General features: G+C 45.2%; 11 protein-coding genes. 8 read left to right on the top strand and 3 right to left on the bottom strand.

The window, feature by feature from the left end:
• Positions 1–308: 308 nt before the first annotated feature.
• The 5 genes from FD977_RS07175 to bchL all read left to right on the top strand — a co-directional run bounded on the left by FD977_RS07175 (position 309) and on the right by bchL (position 5,671).
• Positions 309–1,286 (top strand): NAD-dependent epimerase/dehydratase family protein, encoded by a 978-nt coding sequence (locus FD977_RS07175; protein WP_215304522.1) that lies wholly within the window; start codon positions 309–311, stop codon positions 1,284–1,286.
• Positions 1,287–1,403: 117 nt separating this feature from the next.
• Positions 1,404–1,607, top strand: a complete 204-nt coding sequence (locus FD977_RS07170) for a hypothetical protein (protein WP_215304520.1) — start codon at positions 1,404–1,406, stop codon at positions 1,605–1,607.
• Positions 1,608–1,877: 270 nt separating this feature from the next.
• Positions 1,878–3,161, top strand: coding sequence for a ferredoxin:protochlorophyllide reductase (ATP-dependent) subunit N (locus FD977_RS07165; protein ID WP_215304518.1), 1,284 nt, complete (start codon positions 1,878–1,880; stop codon positions 3,159–3,161).
• Positions 3,158–4,726 carry a ferredoxin:protochlorophyllide reductase (ATP-dependent) subunit B gene (bchB, locus tag FD977_RS07160; protein ID WP_215304517.1) on the top strand — a complete coding sequence of 523 codons (1,569 nt, stop codon included), beginning with the start codon at positions 3,158–3,160 and terminating at the stop codon, positions 4,724–4,726. The genes FD977_RS07165 and bchB overlap by 4 nt, the downstream gene beginning before the upstream one ends.
• Positions 4,727–4,786: 60 nt before the next feature.
• Positions 4,787–5,671 (top strand): ferredoxin:protochlorophyllide reductase (ATP-dependent) iron-sulfur ATP-binding protein, encoded by an 885-nt coding sequence (bchL, locus tag FD977_RS07155; RefSeq protein WP_371743127.1) that lies wholly within the window; start codon positions 4,787–4,789, stop codon positions 5,669–5,671.
• A 17-nt stretch (positions 5,672–5,688) separates the two neighbouring features.
• On the opposite strand, the gene FD977_RS07150 is transcribed toward bchL, so the two are convergent.
• A complete protein-coding gene (locus FD977_RS07150; protein ID WP_215304513.1) occupies positions 5,689–6,672 on the bottom strand; it encodes a protochlorophyllide reductase in 984 nt (327 codons plus the stop codon).
• A 61-nt stretch (positions 6,673–6,733) separates the two neighbouring features.
• Here FD977_RS07150 and FD977_RS07145 point away from each other — a divergent pair, with 61 nt between their 5' ends.
• Together FD977_RS07145 and bchO are read left to right on the top strand one after the other, a co-directional pair.
• Positions 6,734–7,660 (top strand): alpha/beta fold hydrolase, encoded by a 927-nt coding sequence (locus FD977_RS07145; protein ID WP_215304511.1) that lies wholly within the window; start codon positions 6,734–6,736, stop codon positions 7,658–7,660.
• Between the two features lie 3 nt (positions 7,661–7,663).
• The gene (gene bchO, locus FD977_RS07140) at positions 7,664–8,515 is read left to right on the top strand and encodes an alpha/beta fold hydrolase BchO (protein ID WP_215304509.1); all 852 of its coding nucleotides are present in this window, start codon (positions 7,664–7,666) and stop codon (positions 8,513–8,515) included.
• On the opposite strand, the gene FD977_RS07135 is transcribed toward bchO, so the two are convergent.
• Positions 8,516–10,444: a VWA domain-containing protein gene (locus FD977_RS07135; RefSeq protein WP_215304508.1), complete on the bottom strand. Its 1,929-nt coding sequence runs from the start codon at positions 10,442–10,444 to the stop codon at positions 8,516–8,518.
• A gap of 22 nt (positions 10,445–10,466) precedes the next feature.
• On the bottom strand, positions 10,467–11,513 hold the full coding sequence (bchI, locus tag FD977_RS07130) for a magnesium chelatase ATPase subunit I (protein ID WP_215304506.1): 1,047 nt from the start codon (positions 11,511–11,513) through the stop codon (positions 10,467–10,469).
• Between the two features lie 257 nt (positions 11,514–11,770).
• Here bchI and FD977_RS07125 point away from each other — a divergent pair, with 257 nt between their 5' ends.
• Positions 11,771–15,589 (top strand): magnesium chelatase subunit H, encoded by a 3,819-nt coding sequence (locus FD977_RS07125; protein WP_215304504.1) that lies wholly within the window; start codon positions 11,771–11,773, stop codon positions 15,587–15,589.
• Positions 15,590–15,598: the final 9 nt, after the last annotated feature.

Raw genomic sequence — 15,598 nt, 5'->3', positions numbered from 1 at the left:
AATTATCTATGATAGTTCACTTGGATTAGATTGAATTTGTTTTTAAGTGACCGCAAGAAGATGACAGGCGAAAGCTCCGTAACTCATAAAGTACCCCTCTATAAAAGAAGCCCTTGGCTACCTCGTGGTCAAGTGCGTAGGCTCATTTTTCTGGGGCTCATTACATTGGGTGCCTATGGATCTACAAGGCATTGGTCCTTCTGCATCTTATTGCTTTCTTCAATTATTGCCCTCTCTCCAAAGGTATTGCTAGCCACCGCTTATTACTACGGAAGATCTGCATTATTTCTTGGCCAGCTTTTTAGCAAATGAAGATCTTTTTGACTGGGGCTAGTGGTTTTGTAGGTAGTCATTTGACTGACTCTTTAATTGCAGAGGGCCATGAGCTTGTATCTCACTTTCGTAAACCACAAACTATCAATATTCAATCTCACTCTAATACTGCGGTTTGGTCAGGAAGCCTGAATGATGTGGAGGGTTTATCAAAGAGGCTTCATGGTTTAGATGTCGTAATTCATTGCGCAGCAGAGATGAAGTTGTGGAATTCAGAAAAATCATTACTAGAGACTAACGTTTTCATGACGAAAAATATTCTTGAGTCATCAAGGCGAGCGAGTATTAAGCAGTTCATTTATATGAGTGATGCTTCAATTGCTAAAAATCCATTGGGTCAAAATCTGAATATTTCAGAATCTCGAGCTTTGCCATCATTACAAAACTTTCCTTATAGCCATAGTAAGTCGCAAGCAGAGCAGTGGGTTCTTGAAGCCGGTGATGAGACTTTTCGTACTCTGAGTCTGAGGCCCGCAACTATTTGGGGTAGAGGCGATGTCGTTGATCAGATCTTAGGCAGAGCTGCAGATCTCAATAAATTTGGCTGGTTTGATCAGGGTGATTACCTCTTCTCAACTTGCTATATTCAAAATCTTTGTGAAGCGGTTAATAAATCGCTATTGTCGGATTCAAATCAAGAGAGTTTTTTTATCAGCGATGGACCACCAATGCAATTTAGGCAATGGATGAGCACGAGACTGAAAGCGGGTCATTACAAGGTGCCAACCTTGTCCATACCCCGTTTCTTTGCCCGACCCCTGGCGCATTTCGCAGAAAATGGCTGGAAATACTTGCCGCTTCGTGGTGAGCCTCCCTTAATCAGGGAAATGGTTCATTTAATGGCACACCCTTTTTCTGTCTCTATTCAAAAGGCCAAAGATCAATTGGGATATGAACCGCTCTATGCCATGGAAGATGGCATGCTTGAGATCGAGAAAGCAGCTGATCAATAAAGGGTTTACCCTAAATGACTCCACCAATAACGAGGTTTACAGTTTTCTCAGTCAGTCAGCGATCATGAATTGATGATCTGATTTACAGAAGAGATAAACCTTGAAAGGATGCAGAATATGTTTAAATTTCACGATATGAGAGACCGGATTTCCAAGATAGCAGGATTTTTCGGGATGGTAGTCAGCATCACAGTCGCCTTTTATCTGATCTTTCCTACAGGCCAGACCCAATCTAAATTTGCCATGTTTTTAGTGTCTCTAGGCATTGCAATTGCTCTGAGTGTTCTGACATTCAAGGCATTGCTGAAGTCACAAAGATAAGGTTCTACTCTTAGGTAGTAAAGCCCCCCAAATACCCCGGTTTTTGGGGTTTTTTAATTGGATTCGTGAATAAATCATTTCTTGATCTTGGTCAATTGATGGGTATAAACACTTATATCTAATAGCTCTTAAGAGGCTTTTATTGTGTAAGATTATTGTTACATTTAAATGAATAACTATTTTCTGGCGCCTGACCCTTTTTGAAATTAATCCCATGATTCACAGCTTTAATCTTCGATTCAAGTCGCATATCAACGCTAGGGGCCAGAATTGAATTCTGTAACCCAGGAAGTGAAGATAGATTTCCAGCCCTTAAAAGAGCGTGGCCAAAGAGAGGTTTTCTGCGGGCTCACTGGGATTATCTGGCTTCATCGAAAAATTCAAGATGCCTTTTTTTTAGTGGTCGGCTCTCGTACTTGTGCTCACTTGATTCAATCTGCAGCAGGCGTGATGATCTTCGCAGAGCCACGTTTTGCAACTGCCATTATTGATGATCGTGATTTAGCTGGCCTTGCAGATGCAAATGATGAATTGGACAAGGTGGTAAAGCAATTACTTGAACGTCGTCCAGATATCAAACTATTGTTCTTGGTGGGCTCTTGTCCTTCTGAAGTGATTAAGTTGGATTTATCAAGGGCGGCACAACGCCTGGGCAAAACATTTGCTCCGAGTGTGCGTATTCTGAATTACTCTGGCAGCGGCATTGAAACAACCTTTACCCAAGGCGAAGATGCTTGTTTGGCTGCGCTAGTGCAGGATTTACCTCAGTCAACCAAATCTGATGAAGTTGAGCTATTGGTAGTAGGTTGCTTGGCTGATGTTGTTGAGGATCAATTCCATCGCATTTTTAAAGAGCTGGGCTTAAAGTCTTTTGCTTTTTTCCCGCCACGTGAATCTACTCAAAAAATCGTTGTCGGCCCAAAGACTAAATATTTATTGGCTCAGCCATTTCTGACGGATACCGCTAGGTTTCTAGAGAATATGGGGGCTCAAAGAATTGCCGCACCTTTTCCATTGGGGGTAGAAGGGACTGAAAAATGGTTCTCAGCCGCTGCTACAGCTTTGAATGTTTCTCCCGAGATATTTGAAAAAGTGATTGCCCCTCAGAGGGATCGTGCCAATAAGTCACTTGAGCCGCATCGTGAAGTTTTACAAGGTAAATCTATTTTCTTCTTCCCAGACTCTCAGTTGGAAATACCGTTAGCGCGTTATTTAAATAGAGAGCTGGGTATGAATCTAATGGAAGTGGGCGTTCCTTATTTGCATCGTCAGCATATGGCAGAAGAATTGGCGATGTTGGATCCTAAGACCCAATTATCAGAAGGGCAAAACGTAGAGAATCAGTTAGACCGTTGTCGTGAGCAACAACCAGACATGGTTGTTTGTGGACTGGGTCTGGCTAATCCATTAGAAGCTGAGGGCTTTACGACTAAGTGGTCCATTGAGCTTGTCTTTACGCCGATTCAAGGATTCAATCAAGCGGCTGATCTAGCGGAGTTGTTTGCGCGTCCCTTAACGAGAAAAGCGAAGCTCATGATGACGGAGGCTGCATGAAGTTAACCCTCTGGACTTATGAGGGTCCGCCACATGTGGGCGCCATGCGGATTGCTACTGCAATGGAGAAAGTGCATTACGTACTGCATGCTCCACAGGGAGATACCTATGCTGATCTCCTGTTCACCATGATTGAGCGGATGAAGAAACGGCCACCGGTGACCTATACGACTTTTCAGGCGCGTGATTTAGGTAGTGATACTGCAGAGTTATTTAAAGATGCTGCAAGAACAGCTTATGCCCGTTTTAAACCCGATTTATTGATGGTAGGCGCTTCTTGTACAGCCGAGCTCATTCAAGATGATCCAGGTGGATTAGCTGCTGCCCTGGATTTACCAGTGCCAATATTGCCGCTTGAATTACCGGCATATCAAAAGAAAGAGAACTGGGGTGCAGCAGAAACCTTTTATCAGATGGTCCGCCTATTAGGGCAGTCATTTATTTTGCCTCCAGGCCAGCAACGCCCAGCCCGGGCATCGGATGCAAAGCCTAGTTGCAATATTTTGGGTCCTACCGCTTTGGGTTTTCGTCATCGCGATGATGTTGAGGAAATTTCACGCTTATTGCGTGACTTGGGTATTGAGATCAATGTGGTTGCACCACTAGGTGCTGATCCAGCGGATATTGCGCGCTTGCATGAGGCTGACTTTAATGTCAATTTATATCCAGAGACTGCAAATACTGCGGTAACTTGGATGAGCCGTAGCTTTGGTCAACCCTCAACCAAAACGATTCCTATTGGATTTAAAGGTACTAAAGCGTTTATAGCTGAAGTCTGCCAGTTAGCGGGTATTGAATGTGATGTCGAAAAATTAAGCCAATCATCCAAGGCGCGTTGGTATGCCTTATCGGTAGACTCAACCTATCTCACCAATAAAAGAGTATTTATTTTTGGTGATGCTACGCATGCAATCGCTGCAGCAAAGGTAGCTGCCCATGAAATGGGCTTCAAGGTAGTTGGATTGGGAACCTATAGTCGCGAATTGGCTCGTGAAGTACGTGAAGCTGCCGCCGAACTTGGCCTTGAAGCAATCATCACAGACGATTATTTAGAAGTTGAAGAAAAGATTACCGAGCTTCAACCAGAGTTAATCCTGGGTACCCAGATGGAACGCCATATTGCCAAGCGCTTGAAAATACCTTGTGCAGTGATTTCATCGCCAGTTCACGTGCAAGACTTTCCATCTCGCTACTCCCCACAAATGGGTTTTGAAGGTGCTTGCGTATTATTTGATTCTTGGGTTCATCCACTCATGATGGGCCTAGAAGAGCATTTAATTGGCATGTTCAAAGGGGATTTTGAATTCCATGACGGTGCCATGCCATCGCATCTGGGTCATGCCACAGCTCCTGCTAAAGAAAACTTGGATAAATTACCTGCTATGGCCCCCTCTAAAAATGGAGCGCCCGCTTGGGAAACTGATGCAGAAAAAGAACTCAATAAGATTCCCTTTTTTGTAAGGGGTAAAGCCAGAAGAAATACAGAGAGTTATGCGGTAGAGCAGGGGCTTATGAGTATTACATTAGAAACTTTGTATGATGCAAAGGCACATTTTAGAAGTTAAATATCGACCTCGTGTCGAGAAGAGTGAAGGTTAGAAAGCATGAAAGAAATTAATATCCCCATTTCAGATTTTCGTAGCGCACCACCTGATGGCGAGGGTAGTCTTCAGGTTCAACTCGATCCCAATTTAAAAATTGGTAAGGCTAAAGTATTTGCGATCTATGGTAAGGGCGGTATTGGTAAGAGCACCACCTCATCTAACTTATCAGTTGCTTTTTCTAAATTGGGAAAGCGGGTCATCCAGATTGGTTGCGATCCTAAACATGACTCGACATTTACGCTCACAAAAAAGCTCATGCCTACTGTCATCGATGTGCTTGAGAAAGTAGACTTTCATTCTGAAGAGTTGCGCGTTGAAGACTTTGTTTATGAGGGTTATAACGGCGTAATGTGTGTAGAGGCAGGCGGTCCGCCAGCTGGTACGGGTTGTGGCGGTTACGTTGTCGGTCAAACCGTGAAACTCCTTAAAGAGCACCATTTGCTAGACGATACCGATGTCGTTATTTTTGACGTTTTGGGTGACGTGGTGTGTGGTGGCTTTGCTGCACCATTACAGCATGCTGATCGCGCATTGATTGTTACAGCTAATGACTTTGATTCTATCTTTGCAATGAATCGCATTATTCAGGCGATTGGTGCAAAAGCCAAAAACTACAACGTGCGATTGGGTGGTGTGATTGCTAATCGCAGCAAAGACACTGATCAAATTGATAAATTTAATTCCCAAGTAGGATTAAAGACGATGGCGCACTTTCCTGACTTGGATGTGATTCGTCGTAGTCGCCTGAAGAAATCCACTTTATTTGAAATGGAATATTCACCTGAACTTGAATTAGTCCAGCAAGAGTACATGCGCTTGGCTGCAGCACTTTGGCTCGGAGCGGATCCATTGCCATCTATCCCTATGAAAGATCGGGATATATTTGATTTGCTCGGCTTTGATTAAATAGCTTAGTTAGCTATTTAATCATTGGGCATGCCGACGAGCTTGGCAGTAATTTCCCAGAGATCTCTGCTGAGTTTTTCACTCTTGGCTTTCATGGAGAGCTCTTGAGCAAAGGGCTCTCTAATTGCAGAGTTACGATTACCCCAGCTCCAGTGAACGCCGGATTGGGTAAAGCGTGGATCGGCTACTACTTGAGCAACCCGCTCACCCGCAAGCTCTTGACTGACAAAACCTTTAGTAATATTTTTCTGAAACCAGGGAAATATTTTCTGGAAGAGTGGTGGCGTATCTCTAAAAAGTGCCGTCTCAGCTACGCATCCAGGATAGAGGGTATTGAAGATCACCCCAGTGCTTGCGTGATATCTTTTTTGCAACTCTCGATTCATGATCATATTGCATAACTTACTGTCTTTGTAAGCTTTGCCTGGCTTAAAGGGTTTCCCATTAATCATCGCAATAGGTGCCTTAAAGCCAGCTACTAGACCTTCTAAGGCGCCAATATCTGCAGGGGCCGGAATCGGAACTTTACCCCCGAATTCTTCTGAGTTTGCTGTCACAGTCCCCAAGGTTATGAGGCGAGCATGCTCACCTTTTGCTGCCGTTTGCTTAAGGTTTTCCAGCAGCATTCTGCTTAGTACATAGTGCCCAAAGTAATTCGTTGCTACGCTGATCTCAAATCCCTGGGGCGAGCGTGCTGGTTCTTTTAACAGTGGCAGGTATGTAGCGGCATTACAGAGCAAGGCATTGAGTTTTTGACCGCTATCATTAAAGCGCTTTACAAATGCATGAACACTGTCCAGACTACCTAAGTCCAATTGCCAGATTTCATATTGGTTTGAATCAAATTGATGAGCCTTAGCAAGCAACTCCATCTTTTGGGGATCTCGGACGGCTAGTATCAGTCGCCAGTTTCGGGCTAGAAGGGCCTTGGCGGTATGTAAACCAACGCCAGATGAGGATCCGGTAATAATTGCGAGCGGTTGAGTTGTAGTGGAGTTCATTTTTCTATTACAGTCTTAGTTTTGGTAATCATGAATTATTGTCATTTTAAGGCTAGACGCAATGTTTCTAAAAGTACTCAAGATTATTGCTATTGCACTGACGGCACTGTTATTTCTTACCGCCCTCTATTTATGGACTCCCGACAAGTCCAAAGAAGAGTTGGAGAAAATCTATGGATCACCTAAAACTGCTTATATCAGTGCCTTGGGTGTCAATATTCATTATCAAGATACTGGGCCCTCTAAAAATCCAATCCCTCTTCTATTTTTGCACGGCTTCGGATCTAGCTTGCAGACATGGGATTCCTGGTCAGAAGCTTTAAGTAGTGAGTACCGTGTTATTTCCCTAGACTTACCTGGATTTGGTCTCACGGGTGAGGACCCTAGCGGAATCTATACCGATCAGAGAAGCGTGGAAGTATTAGAAGCTTTTCTCAAAGAGCTGCAGATTCCTAAGGTAGTGCTGGTAGGCAACTCTATGGGTGGAAAGTTTGCTTGGCAATTTGCAGCCCGCTATCCGGATCAAGTTGCCAAGCTGGTACTCATATCTCCAGATGGATATGCTAGCCCAGGAATGGAGTACGGTAAAAAGACAGAAGTTCCCGCTATCGCCGAGCTTTATCGCTACTTCTTTTCTAAAACTTTTTTAGCAATGAATCTAGAGCCAGCTTACGCTAATCCAAAAACATTAAATGATGCTTTAGTGAATCGTTACTATGATCTGATGTTAGCCCCAGGAGTGAGGGGGGCAATTTTGACTCGTATGCAGCAAACAGTTTTACAAGACCCAATCCCCTCCTTGGCAACTATCAAGGTATCCACATTGTTACTTTGGGGTGAAAAAGATGCTTTTATCCCCATTGCCAATTCCAATGATTATTTGAAGGTGATGCCTAATGCGAAGAGAGTATCCTTGCCTAATATTGGACACTTACCGCAAGAAGAGCAGCCAACCATCGGTCTTGCTGCACTCAAAGAATTTTTATAAGTCATGAAACGCATACCCCTAGATTGGCCCAATCGACAACATAGCAGGCTTATCTCTATTGGGGATTTGGATTGGCATGTTCAACTCACAGGTAAGGGCCCAGTAGTTTTACTGCTGCACGGCACTGGAAGCTCAACCCACTCTTGGTCAGATCTGATTCCTCTGCTGGAGCCCCATGCGCAAGTACTAGTGCCAGATTTACCAGGCCATGCCTTTACTCAAGGAGCAAAATTAGAGGACCTCAAGCTAGATGTCATTGCTCGTTCATTGCAACTACTCATCGAGCAACTGGGAATTGAAGCGCCTTCGATCGTAGTAGGACATTCTGCTGGGGCGCCCTTGGCGATTCGTTTTGCTGTAGCTGCAGTAAAACAGCCAAAGCTAGTCATTGCTTTAAACCCGTCTTTTATACCGCCACCGCCTGTCTACACTAGTTTCTTTGGGCCGCTCTTAGGACCCATTACCAGATCTTCCACTCTTTCTAGTTTGCTGGCTTCACTTTCACCTAATTTGGGAATGGTAGACAAGTTACTAGACTCAACTAACACTATTTTGCCGGAGGCGCGGAGAGTGTATTACCGTAAACTCTTTGAGCGTTCAGACCACGTGCGTGGCTCTATGAATTTCATGGCAGCGGCAGACATTCAAAAAGTGTTAGCCGAAGCCAATTTGTATCGCGGTAAATTAATTTGCGTATTAGGTAAGCAGGATGCATGGATTCCGGCCAAGCCTCTAGAGAAAATTATTCAGGAACATTTCCCTGCCGCAGAAATTTTGAAGTGGGAGGGTGGTCACATCATGCATGAGCTCGAACCAAGCAAAGTGGCGAAACTGATTCTAGAAGGGCTAGCTTAGCTAAGCCTTTTTAAGCCCCTGCATGATTGCTTGAGAAACCTCATTGGCTCCTGCATTCGGGAGAGGTAAGTACATCGACCCAAGCATTGCTGCGAGAGCCTTGCCTTCGTCTCTGGCTTGGGGCGAGGTATCAATCCATAAGGATTTAAAAGAGTAATGAGAGGCAGCGCGTGCTGACTGCTGAGCATCTTCCATTGCTTTCGATCTGCCGGGAGAACCATCTTTAGCAATGTTGGCTCTGCCATCCGTTAAGAAGACGAGAGCAGGGGTAAGCCCTTTTCTCATTGATGCGCTAGCTATTTCAAAAGACTCATCAATGGCCCGTGATAGAGGAGTCCCACCTCCACCAGGTAGCCCACTTAAAGCCCGCTTTGCCTTTACTAATGAACGAGTAGGGGCAAGAACGAGTTCAGCAACACTGCCCCTGAATGACATCACTGCTACTTGATCACGTCTTACATAACATTCAGCCAATAAGAGCTCTACAGCCCCCTTGGCTTCAGCAAGGCGATGCATTGCTGAAGAACCAGAAGCATCCACGATAAACATCGTTAAAGTTTGAGTCCGCTCTTGATAGCGCTTGATTCTAAAATCTTCTTTGCGAATGAGGATTTTTCCTGCGGGGATAAACTTATCAGCTGCGATCATTTCTGCCTTACGTATACCTTGCCAAGGAACAGCAGCTCGCAAGGTATCAATGATGCTCAAGGTTTTACCGCCCTCAGGCATGCCTGGCATATTGCCTAAGGGGCGACCACGCACACGACCGACTTTGATAGCACCTGTCTTACCGCCCATTCCCTTGGGTGTTTTCAAATCCGCTAAATCAGCTAAGCGTGCTAAGAGATCGGCGGGAATCGCAGCTTGAGCTGCTTCGAGAATTTCATCATCGAGAGCTTGGGGATTTTCCGAATCTGTTTTCTCAGACTCATTCTCATCCTTCTCGTTCTCCTCCTTTTTTTCTTGATCCTGGTTTTGATCTTCAGTAGGTTCTGGCTGAGGCTGCTGATCTTGGTCTACGTTTTCTTCTGGCTGGTCATCTGGTTGTTCTTCATCAGTCGGAGCTTCGTTTTCATCTTCAGGTGGAGGCGCGTTTTGCGGTAAGCGAGTTGCTCTGGGTGATAACACTAAAGCAATAGCGCGCTGGAGGTGCATGCTACTGACTTCTGATTCTCTATCAAAAGCAGCTAAACATTTTGCAGTATTGAGTGCCAAGTTCAGCGCACGTATTGACACAACGCCGAGTTGCTCAGCGACACCTACAAGCGCACTCAGACTATCTTCGCTGATACTGATATTTGAAAAGTATTTACTAGCGTAATCCAGCGACTGCTTATCTGGCAGAAAATCATCATCTGTTTCTGGTAAATCTCTCCAGCCGATGATGTCGAGATTTAAAAGAAAGGCTGTTCTTTGCCGAATTTTTTCATTGGGGTGTTCATCATCTTCGATCCCTTCATCTAAAGCAACAATACCAAAGTGACTCTCAATTCTGCGGCTTTGACCATCACGCTCAATCGCAATGAATCCATTGTCTAAAGCGCTCACCACTTTTGCTACGGCGCCCACTTCAACTCTCTCTGCCATTGGCATAAGTAATAACTGCTGATCACATTGGGCCAGCAGGCCCTGCCTGAGAACAGCTTTACCGGTACGTAATGTTTGATCGAGATCGATTCCACCAATCAGGTTTTCATCAGAGATTCCAAGTGGCATCTTGCGTAGGGGTAGGCGCATACCGCTTAATTGAGCGATGGTATTGAGATAAGCTAACCAGCGATCCCTCACTGGGCCCGAGCGTGCCCGAAGGATGACGCCACCCAAACCATGCGGGTTAATGACTAAGAGCTGAGCGACCTGGAGCGCGCGCAACCAAGTTTCAAGTTTTGCACTCTTACTGATCTCTTGCGTTTGTTCTGGATTTTCCAAAAGACAGTATTTGCTTATTCAGTTACTTACTTTTTTCTGGGAACAACTCTTCTATGGCTCTTTTGACTCTGACGCCAGAACTAGAGTCATCTAGTGGATTGCGCCTGAGTCGATGCTGAAGAGCAGGCACGGCAATCTTTTTCAGATGCTCAATCGTCACATGGTTTTTTCCGCACAAAGCTGCGTAAGCACGCATTGCCCGAAGAAGGGTAAGTTCCCCACGCAAACCATCAGTTCCCAAATGGCTACAAAGCTGAGTTACTTTTTCTAGCATGGCATCATCGACTTTCACAGTCGGTAACTTCTTCTTCCCCGCCTGAATTTGTTGTCGAATGATGTCGTCTTCTTTTTCCCAGATCTCCATGAATTTGGCTTGATTGCGCTCAAATTCATCACGTCGTTTGATGATCTCTACCCGAGACTTTGGTTCTTGAGGCGTCTTGACTTCCACCGCAAGTCCAAAACGATCAAGTAGTTGTGGACGCAATTCACCTTCCTCAGGATTTCCGCTGCCGACTAATACAAACTTAGCTGGGTGACGAATACTCAAGCCTTCCCTCTCAACTACGTTTGTGCCAGAAGCAGCAACGTCTATCAATAAATCGACCAAGTGATCCTCTAAAAGGTTTACTTCATCAATATAGAGAAATCCTCGATGTGCTTTAGCAAGTAGACCGGGTTCGTATGCCTTCTCACCGGAGCTCAAGGCTTTTTCAATATCCAATGCGCCGATGACTCGGTCTTCAGTAGCACCTAATGGCAAGTCAACAACTGGCACAGCCTTCTTAATCGCCTTCAGTTTGCCGCCAATTTTGAGTTTGGCCCTAAGCTCATCGCAAACTGGGCAAGTACCTGATGCAGCATTTGGATCGCAGGCATATACACAATCTTGAACTGAGCTCATCTCCGGAAGTAGTGCGGCTAGTGCGCGCACTGCCGTTGATTTACCAGTACCACGGTCGCCCATCACTAGCACCCCCCCAACGCTCGAGTCGAGTGCCGCAATCAGGATTGCTAATTTCATATCTTCTTGCCCAACAATTGCAGAGAAAGGGTAGTTACGTGCCATGCAGATTCCTTGATATTGTTTAATTCAAACCCTATGAATTAATTTATTGCAATGCAGCAAATCAATCAATAACTACTTAATCCTATAAATATACTGGCATTAATTTTTTACTAGGATTTACCCTTAAATGATAGCTTTATATCAAATTAAGTGTCAATTTTAGTTGACAGTATTGTAGGATTCTTAAAGAATCAAACTTAGACAAAAAAGTAAAAAGTAAATTTTTTAAATTTGATCTTTTTAATAAAACTTATTCAATGCTGACAAAAACAAAAGCTTCTAACCTGCATGAGTCTATCAAGCTGGTGCTTGTTACGATGGATACCCATTTAAATAGTGCTGCAAACCGCGCCTATGAGGACCTCAAGAAGACGATTCCGGGAGCGACTTTAAAGATTCATTCAGCTAGTGAATTTGCGGGTAATCCAGAGCATTTGCAAAGTTGTAAAGATGACATTGCTAGTGGCGACATTGTGATTGCCACAATGTTGTTCTTGGAGGATCACTATTTACCCATCCTAGATGATCTCAAAGCAAGACGAGATCATTGTGATGCCATGGTTTGCGCCATGTCTGCAGGAGACGTTACTAAGCTAACAAAAATTGGCAAGCTGGATATGAGTCAGCCAGCCAGTGGTTTAATGGCGATGCTCAAAAAGCTGCGTCCAAGCGCTAAAGATAAAGATGGTAAGAGTAAAGCTTCGACTGCTGGGGCAAAGCAAATGAAAATGTTGCGTGTGATTCCGCAGATGTTGCGTTTTGTACCGGGTACAGCTCAAGACCTCAGAGCTTATTTCTTATCGCTGCAGTATTGGTTAGGCGGCTCTCAAGAAAACATGTACAACATGATGGTCAACCTCATCAATCGATACGCCTCTGGCTCGCGTGAGTCCTTGCGTAAAAATGCTAAGGCACTTGATCCAGTTGAATATCCAGATTCTGGTGTGTATCACCCACGCATGAAGGATCGGCTTAGCAATAAGTTGAGTGATTTGCCCAAGGTGGTGCCAGATGCAAAAGCCCGTGGCAGAGTAGGGCTCTTAGTACTCCGGTCTTACTTGGTATCTGGTAATAGCGGTCACTACGATCCTGTTATTGCCGCTTTAGAGGCTCAAGGTTTGCAGGTAGTACCTGCTTTTGCTGCTGGCTTAGATGCTCGTCCAGCAATTGATGATTACTTCAGTCAAGACGGTAAACCAACCATCGATGCCATGATTTCTTTAACAGGCTTCTCTTTGGTAGGTGGGCCGGCTTATAACGATGCCCATGCAGCTGAAGAGGTGTTGGCGAAATTAGATATTCCCTATATTGCTGCGCACCCAGTGGAGTTTCAGAATCTGGAGCAGTGGGGCAAATCCGAGCGCGGCTTACTTCCAGTTGAGAGCACCATCATGGTGGCTATTCCTGAGTTAGACGGCTCCACCATCCCAATGGTTTATGGCGGACGTCCTGGTGCATCTGGAACGACTTGCACTGGTTGTCATAAGCAATGCTCATTTACGGATGACCACAATCCTCAGGATATGTTCACCTGTACCGAGCGCGTGGGGATGTTAGCCGCACGGGTGGGTAAATTGGTTGACATGCGTCGCTCAGAGCGTGCTGAGCGAAAAGTGGGCATTGTGTTGTTCAATTTCCCGCCAAATGCCGGAAATATTGGTAGTGCAGCTTACCTCAGCGTATTTCAGTCTCTGCAGAATTTATTAGTCGGTATGAAAGACCGTGGCTATACGGTCGATGTTCCAGAGTCGGTTGATGAGTTGCGTGACTCGATTTTAAAAGGCAACGCTCAGCAATATGGTGCAGATGCTAATGTACATACCTTGATTCCCGTAGATGATCATGTACGTCGTGAACGCTGGTTAAAAGAAATCGAGGCTCAATGGGGGCCAGCTCCTGGTAAGCAACTTTCTAACGGCAGCTCGATCTTTGTTCTTGGTAAACAGTTCGGCAATGTACTCATTTCTGTTCAACCTTCTTTTGGTTATGAAGGTGATCCAATGCGCTTGTTATTTGAGCGTGGCTTTGCTCCGACTCACGCTTTCTCTGCTTACTACCGTTACTTGCGGGAAGACTTTGCTGCTACAGCAGTAATTCACTTTGGTACCCATGGTGCACTAGAGTTCATGCCTGGCAAACAAACTGGTATGAGTGGCGCTTGCTGGCCTGATCGCTTAATTAATGATTTACCAAATATTTATTTATACGCCTCAAACAATCCTTCGGAGGGCGCGATTGCGAAGCGTCGTTCTGGAGCAACGCTGATTAGTTACCTCACGCCTCCGGTAACGCAAGCAGGTCTGTATGCTGGCCTGGCAGATTTGAAAGCCTCAATCGAGCGTTTTAGATCCTTAGATGTAGATGCGCACCAAGAACGTCTTGATTTAGCTGAATTGATTCAGGCCCAAGCTGCAGAGATTGATCTGTGTAAAGCGGAACCCGTATGGGACAAGTCTGACGTGAATGGCTTGCAAAATACAGTGAGCAATCTCTTTAATGAATTGCTTGAGCTTGAGTACACCTTGATACCCCATGGCTTGCATGTAGTTGGTGCTGTACCTCCGCTTGCTGAGCGCTTTGGCTTATTGAAGGCGATGGCTGATGTGGCATTGGATCACCCTATAGAGGATGTCGTAGTCGAGGCTCTCATGAATGGTGAGAAGTTTGACAAGGTGATTGATGCCAATCCGGAGTTACTTGAGTTAGGTAGCCGTGAAACTCTAGAAGATTTATTTGGTAAGATGGTCAAGTCTAACGAGCTGATGTCTGCTGAGACTGAAGTGACTGGGATGCTGGATGCCTTAGACGGCCGCTTTATTCGACCTGCTGCAGGCGGTGATGTGATGCGCAACCCCGAAGTACTCCCTACAGGCCGTAATTTGCATGGCTTTGACCCTTTTAGAATTCCAAGCGTCTTCGCTGTTAGGGATGGCGCTAAGCAAGCTCAGCGCATTCTCGATAAGTACCAAGAAGATAGTCATGAGCTCCCAGAATCGATTGCGATGGTTCTATGGGGCAGTGATAACTTGAAATCTGAAGGTGGGCAAATTGGTCAGGCCCTTGCATTGATGGGCGCTAAACCACGCTTTGATAGTTATGGCCGATTGGCTGGCGCACAATTAATTCCTTTGAGTGAGCTTGGTCGTCCTAGAGTCGACGTAGTCATTACTCTGTCTGGCATCTTCCGAGATCTCTTGCCTTTGCAAATTAAATTGTTAGCCGAAGCCGCATTTATGGCCGCCTCTGCTGAAGATGAACCGCTGGAGCAAAACTTCATTCGTAAACATTCATTAGCTTACCAAAAAGAACATGGTTGTGACCTAGAAACTGCCTCACTGCGTGTGTATGGCAATGCTGATGGCGCCTATGGATCGAATGTCAGCAATATGATTGAAAACAGCGTGTGGGAAGAGGAAGATGAGTTGGCTGAAACCTATACCCGCAGAAAAGGTTTTGCTTTTGGACGTGCCGGTGTACCGATTCAGAACAACGCTTTGTTAAAGAGTGTTTTATCCGACGTGCAGATGACGTATCAAAATCTGGACTCAATGGAGTTGGGTGTGACTACGATTGATAACTACTTTGATACCTTGGGAGGCATTACTAGGGCAGTAAAGCGTGCCAAAGGCGGAGTAGATGTCCCTGTGTTTATTGGCGATCAAACCAAGGGTGAGGGTGCCGTAAGAACGCTCTCGGAACAAGTGTCTTTAGAAACTCGTACTCGTATGCTCAATCCAAAGTGGTATGAAGGTATGTTAGAGAGTGGTTATGAGGGCGTACGACAAATTGAGGTTCATATCACCAATACCATGGGGTGGTCAGCAACCACAGGTCAAGTTCAACCGTGGGTATATAAGCAGCTGACTGAGACTTTCATGCTGAACCCAGAAATGCGTGAACGTTTGGCAAAGCTCAATCCTACCGCCGCGGCGCGTTTAGCGAATCGCCTGACAGAGGCATCACAAAGAAATTACTGGCAGCCTGATGCAGAGATGTTGAAGCAAATGCAAGAAGCAAACGATGAGCTTGAGGATCGTCTCGAAGGTATTTATGACAACGTTGCTATAGCCGCTTGAGGGAATAAA

The sequence above is a fragment of the Polynucleobacter sp. AP-Elch-400A-B2 genome, assembly GCF_018688355.1.
In the GTDB taxonomy this organism is placed as follows: domain Bacteria; phylum Pseudomonadota; class Gammaproteobacteria; order Burkholderiales; family Burkholderiaceae; genus Polynucleobacter.
Note: the sequence above shows the minus strand (reverse complement) of the source record. Positions and strands in the feature narration are given on the sequence as shown.

What these genes read in the sequence shown, in the direction of transcription:
- FD977_RS07150 (WP_215304513.1), bottom strand. Translation starts at nt 6,672, where the DNA reads ATGAACTCCACTACAACTCAACCGCTCGCAATTATTACCGGATCCTCA.
- FD977_RS07175 (WP_215304522.1), top strand. Translation starts at nt 309, where the DNA reads ATGAAGATCTTTTTGACTGGGGCTAGTGGTTTTGTAGGTAGTCATTTG.
- bchO (WP_215304509.1), top strand. Translation starts at nt 7,664, where the DNA reads ATGAAACGCATACCCCTAGATTGGCCCAATCGACAACATAGCAGGCTT.
- bchB (WP_215304517.1), top strand. Translation starts at nt 3,158, where the DNA reads ATGAAGTTAACCCTCTGGACTTATGAGGGTCCGCCACATGTGGGCGCC.
- bchI (WP_215304506.1), bottom strand. Translation starts at nt 11,513, where the DNA reads ATGGCACGTAACTACCCTTTCTCTGCAATTGTTGGGCAAGAAGATATG.
- FD977_RS07145 (WP_215304511.1), top strand. Translation starts at nt 6,734, where the DNA reads ATGTTTCTAAAAGTACTCAAGATTATTGCTATTGCACTGACGGCACTG.
- FD977_RS07170 (WP_215304520.1), top strand. Translation starts at nt 1,404, where the DNA reads ATGTTTAAATTTCACGATATGAGAGACCGGATTTCCAAGATAGCAGGA.
- FD977_RS07125 (WP_215304504.1), top strand. Translation starts at nt 11,771, where the DNA reads ATGCTGACAAAAACAAAAGCTTCTAACCTGCATGAGTCTATCAAGCTG.